Origin of the sequence: Ensifer meliloti, from assembly GCF_030064585.1 — a bacterium.
GTDB lineage: Bacteria > Pseudomonadota > Alphaproteobacteria > Rhizobiales > Rhizobiaceae > Sinorhizobium > Sinorhizobium meliloti.
Map to the genome: position 1 here is coordinate 1,131,652 of NZ_CP120365.1, position 24,411 is coordinate 1,156,062.

Consider the following 24,411-nt stretch of genomic DNA (forward strand, 5'->3'; position numbering starts at 1 on the left):
GTGGCGATTTGCAAGCGGCAGAGCCGCGTCAATCATCATGGATGACGAATTTGTGATGGCCCCTCAATAATTCATATCGCCACAAATCTCAATCGAATTCCTGGACGCCACCGTGCGACTTTCAGGCGCAACGCCGCAACCGCGAGCCGGTTCCCGTTTCTCGCGATCCACAGGCCTGTCATTTAATTTCCATCGGATTTGGGTTAGACCACCGCTATCTTTGATCCAAGGCAAGGAATTAGAATGCGGTCGATCTCACGAGCGATCGCTTGATGCCGAAATCCCCAGGAGGACCCCATGGCCAAGAAGAAAGTCGCAATGTTGACGGCAGGCGGGCTCGCGCCCTGCCTTTCATCCGCTGTCGGCGGCCTGATCGAACGCTACACCGACATCGCGCCGGACTATGAGCTCGTGGCCTACCGTTCCGGCTATCAGGGCCTGCTTCTCGCCGACCGGATCGAAATCACCCCGGCCATGCGCGAGAAGGCGCATGTGCTCCACCGCCACGGCGGATCGCCGATCGGCAACAGCCGCGTGAAGCTCACCAACACTGCCGACTGCGTGAAGCGCGGCCTCGTCAAGGAAGGGGAGAATCCTTTGCGCGTCGCGGCCGAGAGGCTCGCGTCCGACGGCATCAGCATCCTGCACACGATCGGCGGCGACGATACCAACACCACCGCAGCCGATCTCGCAGCCTATCTCGGGGCCAACGGCTACGATCTGACGGTCGTCGGCCTGCCGAAGACGGTCGACAACGACGTGGTGCCCATCCGCCAGACGCTCGGCGCCTGGACGGCCGCCGAATACGGCGCACGCTTCTTCGACCATGTCAGCAACGAACAGAGCGCCGCGCCGCGCACCCTCGTCGTCCATGAGGTCATGGGCCGACACTGCGGCTGGCTGACCGCGGCAACCGCGCGCGCCTATATCCAGCTGGCCGGCAACAAGGAATATGTCGACGGCTTCATGATGAACGCACAGCTGAAGAACATCGACGGCCTCTACCTTCCCGAGATGGCGTTCGATCTCGAAGCGGAAGCCGCGCGCCTGCGCGAAGTCATGGATCGAGCCGGCTTCGTCACGCTGTTCGTGAGCGAAGGCGCCTGCCTCGACGCCATCGTCGCCGAACGGGAGGCTGCCGGCGAGACGGTCAAGCGCGACGCGTTCGGCCATGTGAAGATCGATACGATCAACGTCGGAAACTGGTTCTCCAAGCAGTTCGCGGCGCTCCTCGGCGCCGAGCGCTCAATGGTGCAGAAGTCCGGCTACTATGCACGCTCCGCCCCCGCCAATGTCGACGATCTGCGCCTCATCCAGAGCATGGTCGATCTGGCGGTCGAGAGCGCGCTCAACAAGGTCTCCGGCGTGACGGGCCACGACGAGGATCAGGGCGGGCGGCTGCGCACGATCGAGTTCCCGCGCATCAAGGGCGGAAAGCATTTCGACACGTCCGCGAAGTGGTTCGGCGAGGTCATGGATGTCGTCGGCCAGAAGTGGCAGACGGCCGACTGATGAACGACGAGGAACGGTTCGCTGTTTTCTGAAGCGGCGAACCGCTTCTCGCTGGGGCTTCTGGTCGGGAGGAGTTGACGGCTGCGCGCCGGCATGGCTCCCTCCTCTTCACGAGCATTCAACCGCGGAGCCCCTTCATGTCCTTCGAACACTGGTTCGCCTTTGCCGCCGCGTCTGCGGTGCTGCTTGCCATTCCCGGCCCCACGATCCTTCTCGTCATCTCCTACGCGCTCGGCCACGGCCGCAAGATCGCGGGCGCGACCGTGGCTGGTGTCGCTCTTGGCGATTTCACCGCAATGACCGCTTCGATGCTCGGCCTCGGTGCCCTGCTTGCAACCTCGGCGGCGGTTTTCACCGTGCTGAAGTGGATCGGCGCCGCTTATCTCGTCTGGCTCGGGATCAAGCTCTGGAGGGCGCCGGTCGGCAACGACAGCGGGAGCACCGTTGAAACGAGTCCTGCGGAAAGACCGCTGCGGATATTCATTCACACCTATGCGGTGACCGCACTTAACCCGAAAAGCATTCTCTTCTTCGTCGCCTTCCTGCCCCAGTTCCTCGATCTGTCGCGGCCGCTTTTCACGCAGATGGCGATCTTCGAGACGACGTTCCTGATACTCGCGACGATCAACGCGGCCCTCTATGCCTGGCTTGCTGCCGCAGCCGGAAGCACCATCCGCAAGCCGAATGTCCGGCGCATCGTCAACCGCCTCGGTGGTTCGCTGCTCATCGGCGCCGGCTTTCTGACGGCGGGGCTGAAGCGCGCCACCTCCTGAAATGAGCAGTCTCTGAAATGCTCCCACGTGCTTGCCGCAACCGGCGGCATAGGTTAATGGAGATTCAAGCGCGGCGGGTGGCAACCGCTGATTTGCAGGGGCTACGGGGCCCAGAAGCACGAAAGTGACAGCATGGCGAATTTCCGTATTCCCCTTTCGAAGCGGGCACTTGCCGCCGTGTCCCTCGTTTCCGTCGCCGTTGCTTCCGGGTGTTCCACGGTCGAGCATACGTCGCTTGCGGAGTTAACGGCCGTGCAGACGGTCACGCCCCTGCCGAAGCCGGGCACAGAGGCGACGGCTTACGCGCTGCCTGCGCCGATCGGCGCAGCGGCGAGCACGTCGGCCGCATTGACCGCGCAAACCTCGTCGGCAGTGCCGGCAAGCGCCGCAGGAACCGGTTCCGCCGGCGAAACGCAGACGGCGCCCGCGACAGACACGACCCTCGCTTTCGCGGCTCCCCAGTCGGTAGCCGTGCCGGCGGCCAAACCCGCACAGCCCTTTGAAGTAGCCATGGCGACACCCGCCTCGGCAGGTATCGCCCCGGCAGCCGCGCCGCCGGTCCCCGAAAAAGGCGCCGGACAGTCGGTCCCGCTCATCGGGGTCGCCGCCTCGTGGGAATCGGATTTCGACACCGGCGAGCCGGTCGGTCTGGAAACGCTTGTCGCCAAGCGCATGATCGTTCCGACAGAGCGCCCGAAGACAGGCGTGATCGGCACCGCAGTCGGCGCGGTCGCAAGCGTCATCCCCGATTCGCTGAAGCCCGGAAAAACACCGACCAGCTCGCGGCCGGAGCTTGACAGGCTGATCAAACATTATGCCGAGCTGAACGGTCTGCCGCTCGAGCTGGTGCACCGGGTGGTCAGGCGCGAGAGCAACTACAACCCGCGAGCCTACAGCAAAGGCAATTACGGGTTGATGCAGATCCGCTACAACACGGCCAAGGGTCTCGGCTATGAGGGCCCGGCCGAAGGTCTCTTCGACGCGGAAACCAACCTCAAATACGCGACGAAGTACCTGCGCGGAGCGTGGATGGTTGCCGACAACCAGCACGACGGCGCGGTAAGGCTCTATGCCAGCGGCTATTATTACCATGCCAAGCGCAAGGGCATGCTCGACGAGCTGAATATGAGGTAAGCCGCGACCAGCGGCTGGCCTATCTGCCAGACATCATTCAATCGAGCGCGTCGATTATCCTCGAATTCAGCTTCTGCACGTCGTAGCCGAGGCGCGACGGTGTCAGCCCCAGGCGGACGACCGCGAGGCGAAGCGAGGGGACGATCATGATCGCCTGCCCGTCATGTCCAAGCATCCAGAACGTATCGGGCGGGAAATTCGCCGTTCCGGCGCGGGTGCCGTTTTCCTGGAGCCAGACCTGGCCTGCCCCGTAGTCGCCCCCGGAAGCCGCAGTCGGCGTGCGCATGAAGGACACGTAACCTTCCGGCAGGAGCCGCCTCCCCTTCCAGCTTCCGTCCTGAAGCAGAAACTCGGCGAAGCGCGCCCAGTCCTGTGCCGACGCATACATGTAGGAAGAGCCGACGAAGGTTCCGCTTGCATCCGTCTCCATAGCGGCGCTCGTCATCCCGAGCGGAGCGAAGAGCGCCTCGCGCGGATAGGAAAGCGCTTCGGCCGGATCGTCGAATGTCTGCATCCAGAGCCGGGACAGAAGATTGCTCGTGCCGCTCGAATAGGCGAATTTCGTGCCCGGAGCCGCCTCCAGCGGCTTCGAGGCGACGAAGCCGGCCATGTCGCTTTCCAGATAGAGCATACGCGTCACGTCCGTGACGTCGCCGTAATCCTCGTTGAAATCGAGCCCGCTCTGCATCGCGAGAAGGTCCGTCAGCTTGATGCGAGCCCGGTCATCGCCGTTCCATTCGGTCACCAGATTGGTCTGGGCCAGATCCATCCGCCCTTCGGCAATGCGCCGGCCGATGATCGCCGCCGTCACGGACTTCGTCATCGACCAGCCGAGCAGGGGCGTGTTCCGGTCGAAGCCCGCCGCATAGGTCTCCGCGACCAGCCTGCCATCCCTGACGACCACGATTGCACGCATGCCCGGACCTGCCAGTGCCGGATCTTCGACAAGCTTTTGAATGGCCGGGTCGATGTCCGGCTTGTCCCCGTCCGGCCAGTCGAGGCTCGGATCGGGGGCGAGCGGCGCCGTTGCCGACTCGGTCCCGCGCATCCCCGCGATGGCCTCGGCGCTGCCTCCGCTCACATTGGCGCAACCGCGGCCCGGACGGTAGACGGCGCGGCCTGGGGCAGCAAAGCCCAGGAGACGCGCCGTCACGCTCTGCTCTTCCCGATCGACCGAAACGCGCACGAGCTTCAGGAGCGGGTGGCCAGGCGCCTGCACGTCTTCCTCCAGCACTTCCTGCGGATCGCGTCCCGCGAGGAACACATTGGAGCAGACGATCTTGGCGGCATAGCCATCGCCCACCTTGAGGAGTTCAGGCGGGAACAGCGCCAGCCAGCCAACGAGGCCCGCGAGCGTAGCCACAACCAGCCCGCCAAGCGTCTTCAGCAGACCCTTCATTCTCGCCCTCCTGCCCTTTGTATAAAGTGCTACAGCGCTTTCGCCCGTCTGACCAGTGTACATGACTATTGCGTCTTGTATCCGGCAGCAGAGGCTCAGGTGGTGAGGATGACCTCTCCTCCGGTTTGCCCTTTCGTCGCAAAATGCCGTCACCGCAACCGCTTTGTCGGAAGGGCCTGGTGGTCGCCGCGACTCTCCTTCGCACCGCTTGCGGGGAGAAGATGCCGGCAGGCAGATGAGGGGCAATACCCGAATCCCTGCAAGCCCCTGTGCGAAACCTCGTCATCAAAGTGTAGCCGAGTCACCTTAGAAGCGGCTCAGTTTCAACTGGACGACAGGCAAGATGACCGACTTCGCCCCGGATGCCGGCTTCGGCAAGAAGAATCCGAAACTGAAAAGCGCACTCCTGCAGCACAAAGCTCTCTCCCCCGCCGGTCTCTCCGAACGCCTGTTCGGGCTGCTCTTTTCCGGACTCGTCTACCCGCAGATCTGGGAGGACCCGATTGTCGACATGGAAGCGATGCAGATCCGTCCCGGACATCGGATCGTGACGATCGGTTCCGGCGGCTGCAACATGCTGACCTATCTCTCCGCCGAGCCTGCCCGGATAGACGTGGTCGATCTCAACCCCCATCACATCGCGCTCAACCGGCTGAAGCTGTCTGCCTTTCGTCACCTGCCGAGCCACAAGGACGTTGTGCGGTTCCTCGCCGTCGAAGGTACGCGCACGAATGGCCGGGCCTACGACGTGTTCCTCGCGCCGAAGCTCGATCCGGCAACCCGCGCCTACTGGAACGGCCGAGATCTCACCGGCCGCCGGCGCATCGGCGTCTTCGGGCGCAACATCTACCGTACCGGCCTGCTTGGCCGTTTCATTTCCGCCAGCCATGCTCTCGCACGGCTGCACGGCATCAATCCGGAAGATTTCGTCAAGGCGCGCTCCATGCGCGAGCAGCGGCAGTTCTTCGACGACAAGCTCGCTCCGCTCTTCGAGCGTCCGGTCATCCGTTGGATCACCAGCCGCAAGAGCTCCCTTTTCGGCCTCGGCATCCCGCCACAGCAGTTCGACGAACTCGCGAGCCTGAGCCGGGAGAAATCCGTCGCCGCGGTGCTGCGCAATCGCCTGGAAAAGCTGACCTGTCATTTCCCCTTGCGCGATAATTATTTCGCCTGGCAGGCCTTTGCGCGGCGCTACCCGCGGCCGGACGAGGGCGAGTTGCCGCCTTATCTTCAGGCATCGCGATACCAAGCGATTCGCGACAATGCGGAGCGCGTCGAGGTCCACCATGCGAGCTTCACGGAGCTTCTCGCCGGCAAGCCCGCCGCCTCAGTCGACCGCTACGTGCTCCTCGACGCACAGGACTGGATGACCGACCAGCAGCTGAACGACCTCTGGACGGAGATCACCCGCACCGCCGACGCCGGCGCGGTCGTGATCTTCCGCACGGCGGCCGAAGCGAGCATCCTCCCGGGGCGCCTCTCCACCACGCTCCTCGATCAGTGGCACTATGATGCCGAGACTTCGATGAGGCTCGGCGCTGAAGACCGGTCGGCGATCTATGGCGGCTTCCACATCTACCGGAAGAAAGCATGAGCGCCGTGCAGACCGCGAATGAAAGCCACGCTCATCTGATGGACCGCATGTATCGCTACCAGCGGTACATCTATGATTTCACTCGCAAATACTATCTCTTCGGCCGTGACACGCTGATCCGTGAACTGAACCCGCCGCCGGGCGCATCGGTGCTGGAAGTCGGCTGCGGCACGGGCCGCAATCTCGCCGTGATCGGGGATCTCTACCCCGGTGCGCGCCTCTTCGGCCTCGATATCTCGGCCGAAATGCTGGCGACCGCCAAAGCCAAGCTCCGGCGCCAAAATCGGCCGGACGCAGTGTTGCGGGTCGCCGACGCGACGAATTTCACCGCCGCCTCATTCGATCAGGAAGGCTTCGACCGGATCGTCATTTCCTACGCCCTTTCCATGGTTCCCGAATGGGAAAAGGCGGTCGATGCCGCGATTGCCGCGCTCAAGCCGGGCGGCTCGCTGCATATCGCCGACTTCGGCCAGCAGGAAGGTTGGCCGGCCGGCTTCCGCCGCTTCCTCCAGGCCTGGCTCAGACGCTTCCACGTCACGCCGCGCGAAACGCTTTTCGATGTGATGCGCAAAAGAGCCGAGAGAAACGGAGCGGCGCTCGAGGTCAGATCGCTGGGACGAGGTTATGCCTGGCTTGTCGTCTATCGCCGCGCGGCACCGTAGCGGACGGTGGCGGATTGCATTCGGCTGCAATTCACACTTGAGCTAACGCAATTTTTACGATGATATGGTGAAAAGGAGGTCACGCCTCCCTGGGGGACATCACCAATCATGGAAACCATCGCGTGAGGCAGGATCGTCGTTCGTCTCGAAACGGAACCCCCATGCGCCGGCTTCTCCTGGCATTGCTGCCCATCGCCACCATTCTCTCCTCCTGTACCTCCACCGATTACGATCTCGTCAAGACGGCCTCCATTCAGCCGCGCTTCCACGACACCGATCCACAGGATTTCGGCGGCCGCACGCCGCACCATCACAGCGTTCACGGGATCGACGTCTCCAAGTGGAACGGCGACATCGATTGGCGGAAGGTTAAGAATTCCGGGGTGTCCTTCGCGTTCATCAAGGCAACCGAGGGCAAGGACCGGGTGGACTCGCGCTTCCACGAATATTGGCAGCAGGCGCGCGCCGTCGGCCTCGCCTACGCGCCCTATCATTTCTATTATTTCTGCTCCACCGCCGACGCCCAGGCCGACTGGTTCATCGCCAACGTGCCGAAGAGCGCCGTCCACCTGCCGCCCGTCCTGGATGTCGAATGGAATGGCGAATCCAAGACCTGCCGTCACCGGCCGGCGCCGGAAACCGTGCGGTCCGAAATGAAGCGGTTCATGGATCGGCTCGAGGCCCATTACGGCAAGCGGCCGATCATCTACACGTCCGTCGACTTCCACCATGACAATCTGGTCGGCGCCTTCAACGACTATCATTTCTGGGTGCGCTCGGTAGCCAAGCACCCGAAGGACATCTACGTCGAACGCCGCTGGGCCTTCTGGCAATATACCAGCACCGGCGTGATCCCCGGCATTCAGGGCAGCACGGACATCAACGCCTTCGCCGGTTCCGCCAGGAACTGGCAGAAGTGGGTCGCGACCGTCTCGCAGGCAAGATAGACCAGAGGACGCGGCGGCATGGTCCGCATTTTCTTCATTCGGTCATAATGCTCTGAGAGAGCATCGATAGATTTCATTCTCGACAGACTTCGGGCCCGGCGGCATTCCTGTGCGGCCGGCATGGAAAGGAATTGTAATGACAGCCACAGCGCGCAAAGCCCTTCTCTCCCTCGGATTCCTTGCGATCGCCGGCGCGCCGGCCCTGGCGCAAGCTCCGGCTCAGCCGGGGAACCCAGCCGCCGCGTGCGGCGGCGACCTCGGCTCCTTTCTGGAGGGCGTCAAGGCCGAAGCGGTCGCCAAGGGCATCCCCGCAGACGTCGCCGATCGGGCGCTCGCAGGCGCCGCCATCGACCAGAAGGTGCTGAGCCGCGACCGCGCTCAGGGCGTGTTCAAGCAGACCTTCACCGAGTTTTCGAAGCGTACCGTAAGCAAGTCGCGCCTCGACATCGGTGCGCAGAAGATGCGGGAATATGCCGACGTCTTTGCCCGGGCCGAGCAGGAGTTCGGCGTACCGGCGCCCGTGATCACCGCATTCTGGGCCATGGAGACCGACTTCGGCGCCGTGCAGGGCGATTTCAATACGCGTGATGCGCTGGTGACGCTGGCGCATGACTGCCGCCGCCCGGAAATGTTCCGGCCGCAGCTTCTCGCCGCAATCGAGATGGTGCAGCACGGCGATCTCGATCCCGCGGCGACCACCGGCGCCTGGGCGGGCGAGATCGGTCAGGTACAGATGCTGCCTGAGGACATCATCGCCTATGGCGTCGACGGCGACGGCGACGGCCATGTCAATCTCAAGAAGAGTTCTCCGGATGCCATTCTGACGGCGGCGAAATTCATCCAGAGCCTGGGCTTCAAGCCCGGGGAACCATGGATTCAGGAGGTCCGCGTTCCGGAGCAGTTGCCATGGGAAAAGACCGGCCTGCAGCCCGGCATGACCGCCGGCGACTGGTTCGCACTCGGTGTCGCGCCGCGTGACGGCAACACCTCCAATAGTGGGCTCGAAACCTCGCTGGTGCTCCCTCAGGGCCGCAAAGGCGCTGCTTTCCTGACCTACCCGAACTTCAAGATCTATCTCGAGTGGAACCAGTCCTTCATCTACACGACCTCCGCCGCCTATTTCGCGACCCGGCTTGCCGGTGCGCCGCCCTATCAACAGGGAAATCCGGAACCGGGGCTCGGCGACGCCGAGATGAAGGCCCTGCAGACCAGATTGCAGGCACTTGGGCATGACGTCGGCAAAATCGACGGCATTCTCGGCTCGGGCACGCGGGCCGCGCTGCAGAAGGAGCAGTTGAAGCTCGGGATTCCCGCCGACGGGTGGGCGACACCGGGCCTGCTGGAGGCGCTTTAACCTTTTGCAGGACACAAGAAGCGGGTGGCAACACCCGCTTCGCTGCAATACTGCTTGCACAATTCAGAATTGTCGGGCTCCTATCCCGGCTTAGATTCAGCCGACGCATCGTGCTTTCCGAAAATCGTCCGATTTTCGGGCCGATGCGGTAGCTGCTGCGCAGGCAAGATATGGCTTCATCCGCAAATTCCATCAGCACCCACATGACCATGCGCCTCTGGGCATTGCTCGGGCTGCTCGGTCTCATCTGGGGCGGCTCCTTCTTCTTTGCGCGGGTCGCCGTTGCCCATGTGCCGCCTTTCACGCTCGTGCTCTTGCGTCTCGGTCTCGCCGCCCTCGCCCTGCATCTCTATCTTCGCGGCCGACACGGCATATATCCGGCGCTCGCCGGGCGCTGGCGCGAATTCCTGCTCATGGGGCTCATCAACAACGCCATTCCGCATGCTTTCATCTTTCTCGGCCAAACGCATATCGGCGCCGGTCTCGCGGCAATCCTCAACGCCACGACGCCGGTCTGGACGGTGCTCATCGCCAATGTCGCGACCGAGGATGAGAAGTTGAGCACCGCGAAGTTCAGCGGTTGCCTGCTCGGGCTTGCCGGTACCGTCGTGCTCATAGGACCGAGTGCGCTTGCCGGCCTCTTCGGCACTGCCGGCGACGTGCCGCTCTGGGCGCTCGTCCTGCCGGTCCTGGCAGCAGTCAGCTACGGCTTTTCCGCGACTTACGGCAAACGCTTCCGCGATCTGGCCCCGCCGGTGACGGCCGCTGGGCAATTGACGGCATCGACACTCATCATGCTGCCGGTCGCGGTCCTCGTCGACATGCCATGGACCATGCCCATGCCGCCGCTCACGACCGTGCTCGCGATCCTCGGACTGGCGCTCGTCTCAACCGCCTATGCCTATATCCTGTTCTTCCGCATCATGGCCGAAGCGGGCGCCACCAACACGTCGCTGGTAACGCTGCTTGTCCCGCCAAGCGCCATCCTGCTCGGCTATCTCTTCCTGGGAGAAATGCTGCAGGCGACGGACGTCGGCGGCATGTTGCTCATCGCCGCCGGCCTGGCGATCCTGGACGGGCGCGTCCTGAAGCTCGGATATTCCGCCGGACGGTGACCGTTCCGCGCGCCGCAATCCCGCCCCGGCGGACGCCGATGAACTGATTCACCGTCGTTTTCGCACACTCACGCAGCGTTACAGACGGTTACATTAACCTCCCGGCAGGAATTGTGAATAAAATGTGGCAGTCCAAATAATCAAATATTTTCAGCAATTTAGATGTATTCGCGAGAAAATCTGACATACGGAATTTCGCAGTGCAGCACAAGTTTCGCTTTCATATGCCGTTTTTTCGCCCTATGTTTTACCCGTCAACGCAGGGAGGATCAGCTTATGGGACTTACACACTCGTTGAACGTCCTTATGATCAGTGCAGCGTTCGCATTCGTGGCCGTAATGCTTTTCGTGTGATCCAGGGCCACTGACAGTCCAGCCGAAACGGGGACTTTAATTTCCGGAAAATCCATTTTTGCAGCGAGGCATGTCTGACGGCCGCTCAGGCGCAATAGTTCGACAGGCTGCAACAATCAGAAAGCCCATGAATGCTGCGGCACTCATGGGCTTTCGCTATTGCTGCTGCGTTATCCGAGGTCGGCCGTCATGCCCTCGCGACCGCCCGGACTGAGCGCTCCGTGTCGGCCGGCTGAGCCGGCGCGATTTCCGGATCATAGCCCATCAGTTCGCGAACGGCGGTGATCAGCTGCGGGCGGTTCATCGTGTAGAGGTGAAAATCGCTGACGCCGCGCCGGACGAGATCGGCGACCTGTTCGGCCGCGATATGGGCCGCCTCCCGGAAGCGCTCCTCCGGCTGATCGTCAATAGGGCCCAGCCGCGAAACGATCGACTCCGGAACTCTGGCGCCGCAAAGACCGGCAAATTTCTGCACCTGGGTGAGATTATTGATCGGCAGTATCCCGGGTACGATCGGTATCGCGATGCCCGCACGCCTTACGCGTTCGAGATAGCGCTCGAAGTCGTCATTGTCGAAGAAGAACTGCGTAAGCGCGCGCGTTGCGCCATTGTCGACCTTGCGCTTCAACATGTCTATGTCGGCAGCGACGTCGGGGCTCTCCGGATGCTTTTCCGGATAGGCGGAGACGGAGATCTCGAAATCGCCGCGCGCCCGCAGGGCCTTGACGAGGGCGGCGGCATTCTCATAGCCGCCCGGAAAAGGCTCGTAGACGCTGCCGATACCGCCTTGCGGATCACCCCTCAATGCCACGAAATGGCGCACGCCGCAGGCCAGGAACTCGTCGATTACCGCATCCACCTCCGCCTTCGGCGCGCCGACGCAAGTGAGGTGCGCCGCCGTATTCGCGATCTCCATCTCCCCGATCATCCGCTTGACCGTCGTCAGGGAGCGTGCCTTGGTCGACCCGCCGGCACCGTAGGTGACGGTGACGAAGGCGGGCGCGAAAACGGAGAGGGCCGTGACTGTCTGAAAGAGCTGCGTCTCCATCTCGTCGTTCTTCGGCGGGAAGTACTCGAAGGAAAATCTAAGCCCGTCACAGTCCACGGGGTAAGGCGTCCGTCCGTTCATTCTCAAACTCCCCCTGCATGAAGACGCTGGCGCGGCAAGTCGGCAACGGTTTCGGCCGCGCGCTGGTCGCGCGCCAGCCAGATGGTGACAGTCAGCTTCCCCTCCTGCCCGCCTTCCGGCGCAAGATCGGTCGTCTTCTCGAGCGAAAGATCCGCCTTCTGCAGCCATTCGCTCATCGTCTGGTGCGAGAAGCCGAGGCGCGCATGGGCGTGGTCGTCACGCAGATGTTCAAGCCCGTGCGGCGCGAAATCGATGATCACGAGCCGGCCGCCCGGTACGAGCATGCGCGCGGCCTCGGCAATCGCCGCCTCGGGCTCCTCGAGATAATGGAGCACCTGGTGGATCGTGACGAGATCGAAGGATTGACCATCCAGCGGCAGGTTGAAGATGTCGCCGTGGCGGATCGACGCCTTGGTGATGCCGGCCCTGTCCAGGTTGGACCGCGCAACCGCCAGCATGTCGCGGCTGGCGTCGACGCCGATGCCGCGCCGGTAGATGCCCTCGAAGAGCTGCAGGATACGTCCGGTACCTGTGCCGAGGTCGAGCAGGCTGTCCACCGGCTCGTCGCCGACCATCGCCTTGAGCGCCGCCTCGACGTCGCCTTCGGCGATGTGCAGACGTCGGAGTTTGTCCCATTCGGCCGCGTTGCGGCTGAAATAGGCCTGCGCCTTCTCCGCGCGGGTTCTTTTCAACGTGGCAAGGCGGATCGCATCCCTGGCCAGAATCGCATCGTCGGCCGCAGCCGATGCGAGAAGCTCGCGGATTAGCGCGACGCGACGGCCCTCCTGCCGCAGACGGAAATAGGCCCAGGCGCCTTCCTGATAGCGATCGATGAGCGCGACCTCGGCCAGCAGTTTCAGATGACGGGAAATGCGCGGCTGCGACTGCCCGAGAATTTCGGTAAGATCGGTGACCGTCAGGTCGCCGGCCGAGAGCAGTGCCAGCAGGCGCAGGCGCGTCGGCTCGCCCGCCGCTTTCAGGACGTCGACCAGCGCATCCAAACCAAGCGTTTCCCGATCAGCCATAGCCTTCCCCATCAACACATAAAGATATGTTTATGTGATTTGCAGCGACGGCGCAAGAGATTTGCGCATAAGGGCAACAGAATGGCGCTTGGAGGATAAGAGCGGGCGACCTTGCGGTCGCACTTATGAACGTGCGTTTCGGCGCGACTCTCTGGCGCCGCGGACGCGGCGCTGCTGGATCACTGTGACAAGCACAGGGATGAGGAAGAATCGGAGCGCCCCGTTCCCGCGAGCGATACCGGTCAATTACGGCAGCCCACACACTCCCCTCATGCCTGTGCTTGTCACAGGCATCCAGCTACGGTGCGCCGCGCCGTGAAGGACTTTTGTTCTTGGCATCCATCTGGACGCATGTCGCTCTACGCTTCAGCGATGCACCGCCGCAAGCGTATGACGGTCAACGCGTCAGACGCTTGTAGGTTACCCGCTTCGGATTGACCGAGTCCGGGCCGAGACGCCGGATCTTGTCCTTTTCATAGTCCTCGAAATTGCCTTCGAACCACTCGACATGGCTGTCGCCCTCGAAGGCGAGGATATGGGTGGCAAGGCGGTCGAGGAACATGCGGTCGTGGCTGATGATAACAGCGCATCCCGCGAAGTTTTCGAGCGCATCCTCAAGTGCCGCCAGGGTCTCGGTGTCGAGGTCGTTCGTCGGTTCGTCGAGCAGGACGACGTTGCCGCCGGACTTCAGCATCTTGGCAAGGTGAACGCGGTTGCGCTGGCCGCCCGAAAGCGTCCCGACCTTCTGCTGCTGGTCGCCGCCCTTGAAGTTGAAGGTCGAGCAATAGGCCCGCGAATTGACCTCGTGCTTGCCGAGCTTGATGATGTCGTTGCCGCCCGAGATTTCTTCCCAGACCGTCTTGTTGGCGTCGAGCGCATCGCGGCTCTGGTCGACATAGGCGAGCTGCACGCTGTCCCCGATCCGGATAGAGCCGTCGTCGGGCTGCTCCTGGCCGGTGATCATGCGGAAGAGCGTCGTCTTGCCGGCGCCGTTCGGGCCGATGACGCCGACGATGCCGCCCGGCGGCAGCTTGAAGCTCAAGCCTTCGATCAGCAGCTGGTCGTCATAGCCCTTGGAAATATTTTCCGCCTCGATGACCACCTGCCCAAGGCGTTCGCCAACGGGAATGACGATCTGTGCGTCGCCCGGACGCCGGTCCGCAGCCGCCTCGACCAGCTCGTCATAGGCGCGAATACGGGCCTTGGACTTCGCCTGGCGGGCCTTGGGGCTTGAAGAGATCCATTCCTGCTCACGGCTGATTGCCTTCTGGCGGGCGGCCTCCTCGCGTCCTTCCTGCGCCATCCGCTTGGCCTTCGACTGCAGATAGGCGGAGTAGTTGCCCTCATAGGGAATGCCCCGGCCGCGGTCGAGCTCGAGAATCCAGCCGGTGACGTTGTCGAGGAAGTAGCGATCGTGCGTGACCATCAGCACGGCGCCCGGATATTCGCGCAGGTGCTTTTCGAGCCAGGCGATCGTTTCCGCGTCGAGGTGGTTGGTCGGTTCGTCGAGCAGAAGCAGTTCGGGCTGCGACAGCAGAAGCTTGCAAAGCGCCACGCGGCGCTTCTCGCCGCCGGAGAGATTGGTGACCTCCGCATCGCCCGGCGGGCAACGCAACGCCTCCATCGCCATTTCCACCTGACTGTCGAGGTCCCAGAGGTTCTGGCTGTCGATGACGTCCTGGAGCTTGGCGCCTTCGTCCGCCGTCTCGTCGGAATAGTTCATCATCAGCTCGTTGTAGCGATCGAGGATCGCCTTCTTGGCGGCCACCCCTTCCATCACGTTCTCGAGCACGTTCTTCTGAGGATCGAGCTGCGGCTCCTGCGCGAGATAGCCGACCCTCGCACCTTCGGCGACCCAGGCCTCGCCGGTATATTCGGTATCAAGGCCCGCCATGATCCGGAGCACGGTCGACTTACCGGCCCCGTTCGGGCCGAGAATGCCGATCTTCGCCTCCGGATAGAAGGAGAGATGGATGTTCTCGAGGACCTTCTTGTTGCCGTAGGCCTTGTTCAGCCCGGCCATGTGATAGATGAATTGACGTGCCATAAAGGAATGCTCCGCATCGGAAGGGAATTTTGCCCGCTATGTAGGCGAATTATGGTGGCGGGGCAACGTCAAAGGCCCTTGCCCGAACGCTGCCCCGCCGCTCCCTCCATGCGAATTGCGCCCCCGATCAGCCCCGCCCGGCAGCGTCTGCGATCCCCTTCGCGCATTTGAATTCCGTCGGCCCCGCCGCCTGGATCAAATCCGCCAGTTCGGCTTTGCCCGAGAGGTCGCCCGAGAGCCCTATCGTCAGCCCGGTGATCACGTCGCCGCCGTTCACCGACTGGCAACGCATGCGCACCCGGTCTCCGGCCCCCGCCCCGAAACCCTGGTCGAAGGCCTGCTTGATCTGTTTTTCGTCAAGTTCCTTGCCGATCCCGTCTGCAAAGAGCGCACGCACAGCCGAACGGTTGAGCTCGTCCAGAAGCCGGAGCTGCAGCGCGAAGTAGTCGTCGGCATTTGCCGTCTGGCAGGTACCGTTGCGCAGCCATTGGTGACGGTCGAGGCCGGACTTGACCCCCGGCATGGCGACGAGCAGGCGCTTGGCCGTCTCGTCCCCCATGTCGACTTCCGGCAGTTCCAGCCAGTCGCCCTTGCGGTCGCGCGCTTTCAGATCCGCTTCCACGCCGCAATAGCTCTTCTTGAGTGGCCATAGGCCATGAAGCGAGAAATTCGTCGCGTCGAAACGCTCCGCCGTCTGGCCGACGCATTCCTTGCGATCGGGCCGCGTCTCGCAGAATCCCGGCTGCCAGCTGACGGCGAGCACATATTCCGTCCTCCCCCCGCCGGTTTCGCCCTCGCTCGCCGAACTCTCCTGAGCCGCCGCGAGGGGCGCATTCGCCAACCCCAGCGCCAGCGCCGCCAACCTCATCAGATGCATCATCGCCCTTGTCTTCATTGCCCCAAGCCCTCTAAAGGAAAACAAAACAGGAACAAATAACCCCATATACGGGAAAATTGCAACCCTGAATCGGTATCCGCGGATTCGTTGTGATCTCATGCGCAACGAGCAACAAGCTGCGATTGCCTTTCCCACCCAAATCGATTTGATATCCGTACGGCATCCGCAAGTGGGGGAGAGCGCATGGCATGTTCGGGCAGGTGAGGACGCATCAAAGCCCGACCGGCGCGACACTCGGCTGGCGCCATGTCGGCGCGGCGGGCGAACCGCAAGGCATTCTCGTCATCAGCCACGGCCTTGCTGAGCATTCCGGCCGCTATACCCGCTTTGCCGAAACCATGGCCGCCCAAGGTTTCCACGTTTACGCCCATGACCACCGCGGCCACGGCACGAGCTGTGCCCCCGATGCGCCTCCCGCCATGTTCGCCCAGCGTGAAGGTGCGGCGAAGGTCGTCACGGACCTGCGCGCGCTCCGCGATATGGCAGCGGCCGCTCATCCAGGCCTGCCGGTCGTGCTGTTCGGCCATTCGATGGGGGGACTGATCGCGCTGAACGCCGCCGAAACCGATCCGGACCTCTACGACGCGCTCGCTGTGTGGAACTCCAATTTCCGGCCGGGTCTTGCCGGGCGCGGCGGCCAGTTGCTGCTGGCGATCGAGAAGATGCTGAAGGGTTCGGACGTGCCAAGTCCGCTCGTGACGAAACTCACCTTCGGCGCCTGGAGCACCACCATCGCCGACCGGCAGACCGATTTCGACTGGCTCTCGCGCGATGAAAGCGAGGTCGCCAGATATATCGAAGATCCGCACTGCGGTTTCGACCCGACCGTATCGCTGTGGCTCGACGTCTTCGCCTTCGCCTTCGCCGGTGCCCGCCCCGACCGGCTGTCGCGGCTGCCGTCGAGCCTTCCGGTACACCTCGTCGGCGGCAGTGCCGATCCTTCCACCCTCAACGGAGAGGCCGTTCGCTGGCTGGGCAACCGCATGAAAGCGCGGGGCATGACGAATGTCACGATCGCAATTCACGAGGGCATGCGCCACGAAACGCTCAACGAGATCGGCCGGGAAAAAGCGACGGAGGAATTCGCCGCCTGGTGCCTGAAGGCAGTCCGGGGAAAGCGCCACGGTCAATGAGCGAGCTCTCCCTTTCCAAGGCGGCAATCGACCACAACCGGATCTCCTACGGCCTGACGCTGATGGTCTTTTCGGTGTTGCTGTCGCCGCTGATCGACATCTTCTCGAAACTAGCCATCGCGACGGTTCCCTCGGCCGAGATCACGGCGGCACGCTTCCTGCTGCAGATCGTCTTCATCCTGCCGATCGTCCTTGTGCGCGGTACGCTCTTCGATCTCACATGGCGCAAGAGTGCGCTGCATGCGCTGCGCGGCGGCCTTCTGGTGGTGACCATGCTTTCCTTCATCACCACGCTGAAGGTCATGGAGGTGGCCGATGCCATCGCCATCTTCTTCGTTGAACCGATCATCCTCACTATCCTAGGCAGCATCTTCCTGAAGGAGACGATCGGCTGGCGCCGTTATACCGCCTGCGCTGTCGGCTTCCTCGGTTCGCTGCTCGTGATCCAGCCGAGCATGCAGGAAGTTGGTCTGGTCGCACTTCTTCCGATCGTCGCCGCCTTCGGCCTCGCCGTTTTCCTGCTCGTGACGCGCATGGTCGCGCAGAACGAGGACCCCTGGTCGATGCAGTTCCATGCCGGCATCTGGGGAGGCCTCTTCTGTCTCGCGCTGCTCTGGTTCGGCGAGGGCAGCGGATCGAGCGTCTTCGATCCGGTCTGGCCGGACGGGCGCGCCTGGTACTACCTGCTCTGGGTCGGCGTCACCGCGACGATCTCCGGCGTGCTCGGCGTCTATGCCTATCGGGCGGCGCCGGCCTCGGTGCTCGCGCCGCTGCAATATCTCGAGATCGTCTCGGCGACGATTTTCGGCTGGCTCGTCTTCGGCGATCTGCCGGACGCGCTGAAATGGCTGGGCATCGCGATCATCATCGGCTCAGGACTTTATATCATCTGGCGCGAGCGGCAGGTGCAGAAAACGGCTGGTATCGCGCCGGTGTCGCCGGCGATCTGACATCGGCAAAACAGGACCGCATTGGGAGGTGCATATGAAAACGGGCGGACAACTGGTGGTGGAGGCGCTTGCCGCAAACGGGGTGAAGCGCATCTCCTGCGTTCCGGGAGAAAGCTATCTGGCGGTGCTCGATGCGCTTTACGACGCCGACATCGAGGTCGTCGTCTGCCGGCAGGAGGGCGGGGCCGCAATGATGGCGGATGCCTGGGGCCGCCTGACGGGCGAGCCCGGCATCTGCATGGTCACCCGCGGCCCCGGCGCGACCAATGCCTCCGCCGGCCTCCACGTGGCCCGGCAGGATTCGGTTCCGATGATCCTCTTCATCGGCCAGGTGCAGCGCGAAGCCCGCGAGCGGGAGGCTTTTCAGGAGATCGAGTATCGGCGGGCCTTCACCGAAGTCGCAAAATGGGTCGGCGAAATCGACGATCCGGCGCGCATCCCGGAATTCGTGACGCGTGCCTTCGCCGTCGCGACGTCCGGCCGTCCCGGGCCTGTGGTCCTGACCTTGCCGGAAGACATGCTGACACAGAGCACCGAGGCACCGGCCGCCCGCGCTTACCAGCCGGTGGAAAGCCACCCGGGCCCAAGCCAGATTGCCAAGCTTGCAGAGCTTCTCTCCACCGCGAAAAGGCCGATCGCCATTCTCGGCGGTACCCGCTGGTCCGCCGAGTCCGTGGCCGGGTTCCAGAGCTTCGCCGAGCGCTGGCAGCTGCCGGTCGGCTGCTCCTTCCGCCGCCAGATGCTTTTCGACCACCTGCATCCGAACTACGCGGGCGATGTCGGCATCGGCATCAATCCGTCGCTGGCAGGCGAGATCCGGGAAGCCGACCTCGTCCTCCTCGTCGGCGGGCGGTTCTCGGAGATGCCTTCCTCCGGCTACACGCTGATCGACGTCCCCTACCCCAGGCAGACCCTGGTGCATGTCCATCCGGATCCGGGCGAGCTCGGCCGGGTCTACCGTCCGGACCTCGCAATTGCCGCGAGCCCGCGCGACTTCGTCGCCGCGCTCTCGAGCCTGACGCCTTCAGCCGAGCCCCACTGGTCCGCCCGCACCGGAGAAATGCATGCGGCCTATCTCAAATGGTCGACGCCGCCGGAAAAGGGACCGGGCGACGTCCAGATGGGACCGATCGTGAACTGGCTGGAGGCGAATACGGGGCCGGAGACGATCTTCACCAACGGCGCAGGCAATTACGCCACCTGGCTCCATCGCTTCCACCGTTTCCGCCGTTACGGGACGCAGGCTGCTCCCGCTTCCGGCTCGATGGGCTACGGCCTGCCGGCCGCAGTCGCGGCCAAGCATCTGCATCCCGATCGCGAGGTGGTCTGCTTTGCCGGCGACGGCTGTTTCCTGATGCATGGCCAGGAGTTCGCGACCGCCGTCCGCTATGAACTCCCGATCATCGTGCTCGTCGTCAACAACGGTATCTACGGTACGATCCGCATGCACCAGGAGCGCGAATATCCCGGCCGTGTCAGCGCCACGGATCTGACGAACCCGGACTTCGCAGCGCTCGCCCGCGCCTATGGCGGCCACGGCGAAACGGTGGCGAGGACGGAAGAATTCGCAGACGCCTTCCTGCGGGCGCGTGAGAGCGGCAAGCCTGCCATCATCGAGATCAAGCTCGACCCGGAAGCGATCACGCCGACGCGGACGCTGAGCGAGATCCGGAACGGGTAGGATGGGGCCGCCGTAATGCGGCGCTCAGCGGAATTCTCGAAAGCCCCTCATCCGCCTGCCGGCACCTTCTCCCCGCAAGCGGGGCGAAGGGACAAGCGGCAAGCTCCCAGCCCCGTCTCCGCCCTCTAGAAGAAGAGGACGAAGCAGTGTCCGCTTGTTCCTTCTCCCCGTAAAACGGGGAGAAGGTGCCGGCAGGCGGATGAGGGGCAGAGGCGGCCCGATCAAACCACTGCGTTCGACGTGTCTGCATCTCGAGATCATGCGTGATCTCGGCCGTCTTCGCGAGCATCGCGGTAGGCCTGCCAACCTCCTCAGTGCTCGAGGGATGAGAGAGAGATCGCAATCCGTGAGATGATTCCCGGAGCGAAGCCCTCGTCACATCCGTTTTCGGCGCCTCAGCCCCGAATGTGCAGTGTCTGCTGATAGACTGCGGTGGAGCGGGCGCCGGAGCGGCAATAGCCGAGCATCGGGCGCTGGAATTCGTCGAGAGCGTCGACCATGCTCTTGACCGCGTCCGCGGTCACGCCCATCGGGCCGACCGGGATATGGGTGACCTCCAGCCCGAGTTCCTGGGCACGCGCGGCGATGGCGTCGAAGGTCGGCTGATCGGGTGCCTCGAAATCCGGGCGATGACAGACGATGGACTTGAAGCCGAGCGCCTTGATCTCGTCGAGGTCGTCGACGGTGATCTGGCCCGAAACCGAGTACTCATCGTTGATCTGGCGAATGTCCATGTGGCGTCCCTCAAGAAAAGCGTTGCCCTGATTTAGGCCCAGCGCCGGGCGGCGTCAATCGAGAAGGCGTCATCAGGAGACGGTGAAAGCCAGGCTATAATCGCGCGATTGGCCGGGTTGAAGAGGATCGAGCTCCCCGTTTGCGGCAAGCTGCGGCCGCTTCGCCAGGCGATGCGAGGCCGGCTCGATGCTGACGACGTTGGCGCCGCCGCGCTGACAGCGCCACATCTGCAGGAACGGCAGCGTTTCGGTCCGGAACCGCACGCGCAGTGCGCGCCCCTTAAGACCCGGCATTGCGGTCAGCGCCACCTCCGACCATCCGTCACAGGCAACGGCCGGACGGCAGAAATGCGCGCTTTCCCCCTCGCCGAAGCGCCAGGGAAGCGATCCGCCGTCGACCGACGGACTTTCGATCCGCGTTTCCTCGCCGAGCAGCCGGCCGGCGATGTTCATGTGATACATCATCATCGGCGCAAAGGCAGACGAACCGATGTTGATGACGCGGTCCGCAAGCGTCACGGCGTGCGCGGCCGCATCGACTTGCCAGAGGCGCTCGATAGCCGCCCGGCCGCCGCAGGCGAGATCGACTTCGGTGACGGCAGTACAACGATCGCCCGCACCGCACATCTCGGTTCGGCTGACGGGCGTTCCGGCGAGCGAGCCATGCAGGGGATAATATGCGCCGGCGCTGCCTTCCAGAGCCTCGGGATGACGAATGTGCTCGGGACCGCAGGTAAACAGGAAACCCGCGAGCGCGCGGTCGATGCGCGGATCGCCGTCCGAGGGGATCGCCGCGCCCGGCGACAGATCGACACCGGCGACGACGAAGGCCGCGACATCGAGTGCCGAGGACGGGTCGAACAGGAGGTGGCTCGCCGCGCCATCGGCCGCGTTCAAGGTCGTCCGCATTCCACCTCCAAAGAAGGAGCCCGGAATCAGGCAGGGAATCCATGATAGTCGAAGCCTCGGAACCGGGCCATTTCGGCGAGCGTTGCAATGGGCAGGATGTTGGCCTAACTAATTTAACCGGCTGTTCATGATGAATTCACTTTTTTCACATTAACGTCCAAATCGGTATGTACCGCCGCAAAGCAACCGCCATGAAGACAGGTTCCCTAGTGACGCCCGCAACCCGCACCGGCCTTTCGCTCTTCGCAGCACTCGCCCTCATGGCCATGGAGCTTGCGCCCGCCAACGCACAGGATGCCTATGGTGGCTATTGGGGCGGCGGCGACGTGATGCTCGTCACGCCCGAAGGCGACATTCTCGACTATATCCCCGGAGAGGCCGAGGTTCATGCCATGCGCGACCGCCGCGGACGCACGGTGCTCGTGGATCCGTGGGGCAATATCGTCGCCACCGTCGTGCCGAATGACGGCTATGGTCGCGGACAGCGGCGCCGCGAATACGGGCGCGATGGCTATCCCGAGCCCCGCGATCGCGGTTACGGCTATTCCGAGCCCGGCGAGTTTACCGGCGCCATCCCCGAATATCGCGATATTGCGCCCGCTCCGGTCGAGCGCGAGGATCTGCCCAACAGCCTTCCCTCGCTCTCCGATCGCGAGGAGGCTGCCTACGATCCGCAATACGATGACCCGCTGGCACAGCCGATGCCGCCGGCCATGACGGTGACGGGAAAGTCGCGCGCTGAGATCGCTGCCCTGCAGGTCTTCCTCGACCGCGAGGGCTTTTCTCCCGGCGTGATCGACGGCAAGATGGGCTCGAACGTCACCAAGGCCATCGAAGCCTGGCAGCAGGCAACGGGTGAAACGCTCGATCCGAACAATACCGAAGACATTTTGGAGCGGCTGCGCTTCAACGGCGGCTTGCCGATTACGACCTACACGATCACCGCCGCGGATGCGGCCGGCCCCTTTGTCGCCTCCATCCCGGAAGATTACGCCCACAAGGCGCAGCTTCCGCATCTGTCCTTCACGTCCGTGACGGAGATGCTCGGCGAGAAGTTCCACATGGACGAGGCGTATCTGCGCGAGCTCAATCCCGGTGTCGATTTTTCAATTCCCGGCACTACGATCAAGGTCGTCAATCCCGGCCCGAACAAGAAGGGCAAGGTGGCGCGCATCGTCGCGGACAAGGCCCGCAAGCAGGTGCTCGCCTATGACGAGGCGGGGAAACTGATCGCCGCCTATCCGTCCACCATCGGTTCCTCCGACACGCCGTCGCCTTCCGGTACGGTGCATGTCGAGCGTATCGCCTTCGATCCTGGTTATACCTACAACCCGAAGATCAACTTCCAGCAGGGCGCGAACGACAGGATCCTGCAATTGCAACCGGGTCCGAACGGCCCGGTGGGCACCGTCTGGATCGCGCTGTCGAAGCCGACCTACGGCATTCACGGGACACCGGAGCCGTCGAAGATCGGCAAGACCCAGAGCCATGGCTGCGTCCGCCTGACCAACTGGGACGCGACCGAACTCGGCAAGATGGTGAGCACCGGCGTCACGGTCGAATTCGTCGACTGAGGCACGACAATCAGCCAAGCGTGTCGCGTCAATGCGGTTGATCGCGACGCGCTTGAGCTGCTTCGAAGGCCATACCCCCCTGCCGGTCGCAGCAGCCTCATGACGTCATGAAACATTGTCATGAAAAACTCCGCCGCATTGCCTTTATCACAGACGAAACACCCCTGACCTTAAGGAACTGTCCGCGATGGCAACGGAGCGTGCTCTCCCCAATCTCTGGCATGCGACGGCACCGGCCGCTCCGCGCACCGCTCCGCTAGCAGGCGACCTGACGGTCGAGGTGGCGATCGTCGGAGGTGGTTTCACGGGCCTTTCGGCCGCACTTCATCTGGCGGAGACGGGCATCAGGACTGCGGTGATCGAAGCGCGGATGATCGGCTTCGGCGGTTCGGGCCGCAATGTCGGCCTCGTCAATGCCGGCATGTGGGTGCAGCCGGACGACCTGATCGCAACGCTCGGAGCAGCGGCGGGCAACCGGCTTCTCGACGAACTCGGCGACGGCCCGTCATTCGTCTACGATCTCGTTGCGAAACATGGAATCGAATGCGAAGCCGTTCGCAACGGCACGCTGCATATGTCGGTCGGCGCGGAAGGGCTCAAGGAAATCCGGGAGCGCGAGGCGCAATGGAAAAAGCGCGGTGCTCCGGTCGAGGTGCTTTCGGCTGAAAAGGCGCACGCGCTTTCAGGAGCCGAGGGCTTCACCGGCGCACTGCTCGACCGCCGCGCCGGAACGATACAGCCGCTCGCCTATGCGCGAGGATTGGCCCGTGCAGCGCTTGCCGCCGGCGCCGAAATCTTCACCGATACCCCCCTCCTTGCAGCCAGCCGCCAAGGCGATCTCTGGAACTTGAAGACCCCGCGGGGAACGGTAACGGCCCGTCACGTCATTCTTGCGACCAACGCCTATGGGAGCCTTGTCACCGACGTCCCATGGAAGGAGTACCGGCAGGAACTCACGATCCTTCCCTATTTCCAGTTCGCGACCAATCCACTGCCCGACAACGTGGCCGCGCGGATATTGACCGAACGCCAGGGAGCCTGGGACACGGGGCTGGTGATGACCTCCTTCCGCATGGACCGGCAGAACCGGCTGATTTTCGGCTCGATCGGCAGGCTGGATGCGATCGCCGCAGGCACGCACCGGGCCTTCGCCGCGCGCTCGGTGCGCAAACTCTTTCCTTATATCGGGGACTTCCGGTTCGAGCACTGGTGGGACGGCCGCATCGGCATGACGACCAACAATCTGCCAGCCATGCATGTGCTCGCTCCCAACGTCGTATCGATCAGCGGTTATAACGGCCGAGGGATCGCGCCGGGCACCGTCTTCGGGCGGGCGCTTGCCCGCCACGTCACCGGCGATACGTCCGCGATACCGCTTGCGGAGACGCCGGTCACGCCGGATCCGTGGCGGACTCTGAAGTCCGCCTTCTACCACGCCGGCGCCCAGGCGAAACACTTCATCGACAAACGGTTCTGAACGGCAACCG

At 63.3% G+C, this 24,411-nt stretch carries 20 protein-coding genes; 13 read left to right on the forward strand and 7 right to left on the reverse strand.

The window, feature by feature from the left end:
- Window positions 1-297 precede the first annotated feature (297 nt).
- The 3 genes from PZL22_RS12615 to PZL22_RS12625 all read left to right on the forward strand — a co-directional run bounded on the left by PZL22_RS12615 (window position 298) and on the right by PZL22_RS12625 (window position 3,419).
- Window positions 298-1,512: a pyrophosphate--fructose-6-phosphate 1-phosphotransferase gene (locus PZL22_RS12615; RefSeq protein WP_003529152.1), complete on the forward strand. Its 1,215-nt coding sequence runs from the start codon at window positions 298-300 to the stop codon at window positions 1,510-1,512.
- A 137-nt stretch (window positions 1,513-1,649) separates the two neighbouring features.
- Window positions 1,650-2,285, forward strand: a complete 636-nt coding sequence (locus PZL22_RS12620; RefSeq protein WP_027993154.1) for a LysE family translocator — start codon at window positions 1,650-1,652, stop codon at window positions 2,283-2,285.
- A 132-nt stretch (window positions 2,286-2,417) separates the two neighbouring features.
- Window positions 2,418-3,419, forward strand: a complete 1,002-nt coding sequence (locus tag PZL22_RS12625) for a lytic transglycosylase domain-containing protein (protein ID WP_003529156.1) — start codon at window positions 2,418-2,420, stop codon at window positions 3,417-3,419.
- A gap of 37 nt (window positions 3,420-3,456) precedes the next feature.
- Here the strand turns inward: PZL22_RS12625 and PZL22_RS12630 are convergent, their stop codons facing one another.
- Window positions 3,457-4,818, reverse strand: a complete 1,362-nt coding sequence (locus PZL22_RS12630; protein ID WP_003529158.1) for a serine hydrolase domain-containing protein — start codon at window positions 4,816-4,818, stop codon at window positions 3,457-3,459.
- Between the two features lie 343 nt (window positions 4,819-5,161).
- Between PZL22_RS12630 and PZL22_RS12635 the strand changes: the two genes are divergently transcribed.
- From PZL22_RS12635 to PZL22_RS12655, 5 genes are all read left to right on the forward strand, one after another.
- Window positions 5,162-6,412, forward strand: a complete 1,251-nt coding sequence (locus tag PZL22_RS12635) for a BtaA family protein (RefSeq protein ID WP_003529160.1) — start codon at window positions 5,162-5,164, stop codon at window positions 6,410-6,412.
- Window positions 6,409-7,074, forward strand: coding sequence for a class I SAM-dependent methyltransferase (locus tag PZL22_RS12640; protein ID WP_003529161.1), 666 nt, complete (start codon window positions 6,409-6,411; stop codon window positions 7,072-7,074). Before PZL22_RS12635 ends, PZL22_RS12640 begins: the two co-directional genes overlap by 4 nt.
- A 161-nt stretch (window positions 7,075-7,235) precedes the next feature.
- A complete protein-coding gene (locus PZL22_RS12645; RefSeq protein WP_003529163.1) occupies window positions 7,236-8,021 on the forward strand; it encodes a glycoside hydrolase family 25 protein in 786 nt (261 codons plus the stop codon).
- 136 nt (window positions 8,022-8,157) lie between these two features.
- Window positions 8,158-9,375, forward strand: coding sequence for a lytic murein transglycosylase (locus PZL22_RS12650; RefSeq protein ID WP_003529168.1), 1,218 nt, complete (start codon window positions 8,158-8,160; stop codon window positions 9,373-9,375).
- Window positions 9,376-9,545: 170 nt separating this feature from the next.
- Window positions 9,546-10,490 carry a DMT family transporter gene (locus PZL22_RS12655; protein ID WP_003529170.1) on the forward strand — a complete coding sequence of 315 codons (945 nt, stop codon included), beginning with the start codon at window positions 9,546-9,548 and terminating at the stop codon, window positions 10,488-10,490.
- A 541-nt stretch (window positions 10,491-11,031) separates the two neighbouring features.
- On the opposite strand, the gene metF is transcribed toward PZL22_RS12655, so the two are convergent.
- The 4 genes from metF to PZL22_RS12675 form a co-directional block, all read right to left on the reverse strand.
- The gene (gene metF / locus PZL22_RS12660) at window positions 11,032-11,973 is read right to left on the reverse strand and encodes a methylenetetrahydrofolate reductase [NAD(P)H] (protein ID WP_033048634.1); all 942 of its coding nucleotides are present in this window, start codon (window positions 11,971-11,973) and stop codon (window positions 11,032-11,034) included.
- A 2-nt stretch (window positions 11,974-11,975) separates the two neighbouring features.
- Window positions 11,976-12,998, reverse strand: a complete 1,023-nt coding sequence (locus tag PZL22_RS12665) for an ArsR/SmtB family transcription factor (RefSeq protein WP_003529172.1) — start codon at window positions 12,996-12,998, stop codon at window positions 11,976-11,978.
- A gap of 397 nt (window positions 12,999-13,395) precedes the next feature.
- Window positions 13,396-15,045: an energy-dependent translational throttle protein EttA gene (gene ettA / locus PZL22_RS12670; RefSeq protein ID WP_003529173.1), complete on the reverse strand. Its 1,650-nt coding sequence runs from the start codon at window positions 15,043-15,045 to the stop codon at window positions 13,396-13,398.
- A gap of 127 nt (window positions 15,046-15,172) precedes the next feature.
- Window positions 15,173-15,940 (reverse strand): ribonuclease T2, encoded by a 768-nt coding sequence (locus tag PZL22_RS12675; RefSeq protein WP_284718682.1) that lies wholly within the window; start codon window positions 15,938-15,940, stop codon window positions 15,173-15,175.
- A 191-nt stretch (window positions 15,941-16,131) separates the two neighbouring features.
- Here PZL22_RS12675 and PZL22_RS12680 point away from each other — a divergent pair, with 191 nt between their 5' ends.
- The 3 genes from PZL22_RS12680 to PZL22_RS12690 are packed head-to-tail and all read left to right on the forward strand — an operon-like array spanning window position 16,132 to window position 19,707.
- Complete coding sequence (locus tag PZL22_RS12680) at window positions 16,132-17,076, forward strand: alpha/beta fold hydrolase (RefSeq protein ID WP_003529176.1); 945 nt, start codon at window positions 16,132-16,134, stop codon at window positions 17,074-17,076.
- Window positions 17,073-18,026 carry a DMT family transporter gene (locus tag PZL22_RS12685; protein ID WP_003529177.1) on the forward strand — a complete coding sequence of 318 codons (954 nt, stop codon included), beginning with the start codon at window positions 17,073-17,075 and terminating at the stop codon, window positions 18,024-18,026. The genes PZL22_RS12680 and PZL22_RS12685 overlap by 4 nt, the downstream gene beginning before the upstream one ends.
- Before the next feature lie 34 nt (window positions 18,027-18,060).
- A complete protein-coding gene (locus PZL22_RS12690; protein WP_003529178.1) occupies window positions 18,061-19,707 on the forward strand; it encodes a thiamine pyrophosphate-binding protein in 1,647 nt (548 codons plus the stop codon).
- A gap of 395 nt (window positions 19,708-20,102) precedes the next feature.
- On the opposite strand, the gene PZL22_RS12695 is transcribed toward PZL22_RS12690, so the two are convergent.
- Window positions 20,103-20,441, reverse strand: coding sequence for a protein tyrosine phosphatase family protein (locus PZL22_RS12695; RefSeq protein ID WP_003529179.1), 339 nt, complete (start codon window positions 20,439-20,441; stop codon window positions 20,103-20,105).
- Between the two features lie 72 nt (window positions 20,442-20,513).
- Window positions 20,514-21,350, reverse strand: coding sequence for a DUF4432 family protein (locus PZL22_RS12700; protein WP_003529180.1), 837 nt, complete (start codon window positions 21,348-21,350; stop codon window positions 20,514-20,516).
- A 167-nt stretch (window positions 21,351-21,517) separates the two neighbouring features.
- On the opposite strand from PZL22_RS12700, the gene PZL22_RS12705 reads away from it, so the two are divergent.
- On the forward strand, window positions 21,518-22,924 hold the full coding sequence (locus tag PZL22_RS12705; protein WP_013844647.1) for a L,D-transpeptidase family protein: 1,407 nt from the start codon (window positions 21,518-21,520) through the stop codon (window positions 22,922-22,924).
- Between the two features lie 187 nt (window positions 22,925-23,111).
- On the forward strand, window positions 23,112-24,401 hold the full coding sequence (locus PZL22_RS12710; RefSeq protein ID WP_003529182.1) for an NAD(P)/FAD-dependent oxidoreductase: 1,290 nt from the start codon (window positions 23,112-23,114) through the stop codon (window positions 24,399-24,401).
- Window positions 24,402-24,411 lie beyond the last annotated feature (10 nt).

Bases quoted from the DNA above. Each gene is read 5' to 3' on its own strand.
- PZL22_RS12615 (WP_003529152.1), top strand. From the start codon at position 298: ATGGCCAAGAAGAAAGTCGCAATGTTGACGGCAGGCGGGCTCGCGCCC.
- PZL22_RS12620 (WP_027993154.1), top strand. From the start codon at position 1,650: ATGTCCTTCGAACACTGGTTCGCCTTTGCCGCCGCGTCTGCGGTGCTG.
- PZL22_RS12625 (WP_003529156.1), top strand. From the start codon at position 2,418: ATGGCGAATTTCCGTATTCCCCTTTCGAAGCGGGCACTTGCCGCCGTG.
- PZL22_RS12630 (WP_003529158.1), bottom strand. From the start codon at position 4,818: ATGAAGGGTCTGCTGAAGACGCTTGGCGGGCTGGTTGTGGCTACGCTC.
- PZL22_RS12635 (WP_003529160.1), top strand. From the start codon at position 5,162: ATGACCGACTTCGCCCCGGATGCCGGCTTCGGCAAGAAGAATCCGAAA.
- PZL22_RS12640 (WP_003529161.1), top strand. From the start codon at position 6,409: ATGAGCGCCGTGCAGACCGCGAATGAAAGCCACGCTCATCTGATGGAC.
- PZL22_RS12645 (WP_003529163.1), top strand. From the start codon at position 7,236: ATGCGCCGGCTTCTCCTGGCATTGCTGCCCATCGCCACCATTCTCTCC.
- PZL22_RS12650 (WP_003529168.1), top strand. From the start codon at position 8,158: ATGACAGCCACAGCGCGCAAAGCCCTTCTCTCCCTCGGATTCCTTGCG.
- PZL22_RS12655 (WP_003529170.1), top strand. From the start codon at position 9,546: ATGGCTTCATCCGCAAATTCCATCAGCACCCACATGACCATGCGCCTC.
- metF (WP_033048634.1), bottom strand. From the start codon at position 11,973: ATGAACGGACGGACGCCTTACCCCGTGGACTGTGACGGGCTTAGATTT.
- PZL22_RS12665 (WP_003529172.1), bottom strand. From the start codon at position 12,998: ATGGCTGATCGGGAAACGCTTGGTTTGGATGCGCTGGTCGACGTCCTG.
- ettA (WP_003529173.1), bottom strand. From the start codon at position 15,045: ATGGCACGTCAATTCATCTATCACATGGCCGGGCTGAACAAGGCCTAC.
- PZL22_RS12675 (WP_284718682.1), bottom strand. From the start codon at position 15,940: ATGAAGACAAGGGCGATGATGCATCTGATGAGGTTGGCGGCGCTGGCG.
- PZL22_RS12680 (WP_003529176.1), top strand. From the start codon at position 16,132: ATGTTCGGGCAGGTGAGGACGCATCAAAGCCCGACCGGCGCGACACTC.
- PZL22_RS12685 (WP_003529177.1), top strand. From the start codon at position 17,073: ATGAGCGAGCTCTCCCTTTCCAAGGCGGCAATCGACCACAACCGGATC.
- PZL22_RS12690 (WP_003529178.1), top strand. From the start codon at position 18,061: ATGAAAACGGGCGGACAACTGGTGGTGGAGGCGCTTGCCGCAAACGGG.
- PZL22_RS12695 (WP_003529179.1), bottom strand. From the start codon at position 20,441: ATGGACATTCGCCAGATCAACGATGAGTACTCGGTTTCGGGCCAGATC.
- PZL22_RS12700 (WP_003529180.1), bottom strand. From the start codon at position 21,350: ATGCGGACGACCTTGAACGCGGCCGATGGCGCGGCGAGCCACCTCCTG.
- PZL22_RS12705 (WP_013844647.1), top strand. From the start codon at position 21,518: ATGTACCGCCGCAAAGCAACCGCCATGAAGACAGGTTCCCTAGTGACG.
- PZL22_RS12710 (WP_003529182.1), top strand. From the start codon at position 23,112: ATGGCAACGGAGCGTGCTCTCCCCAATCTCTGGCATGCGACGGCACCG.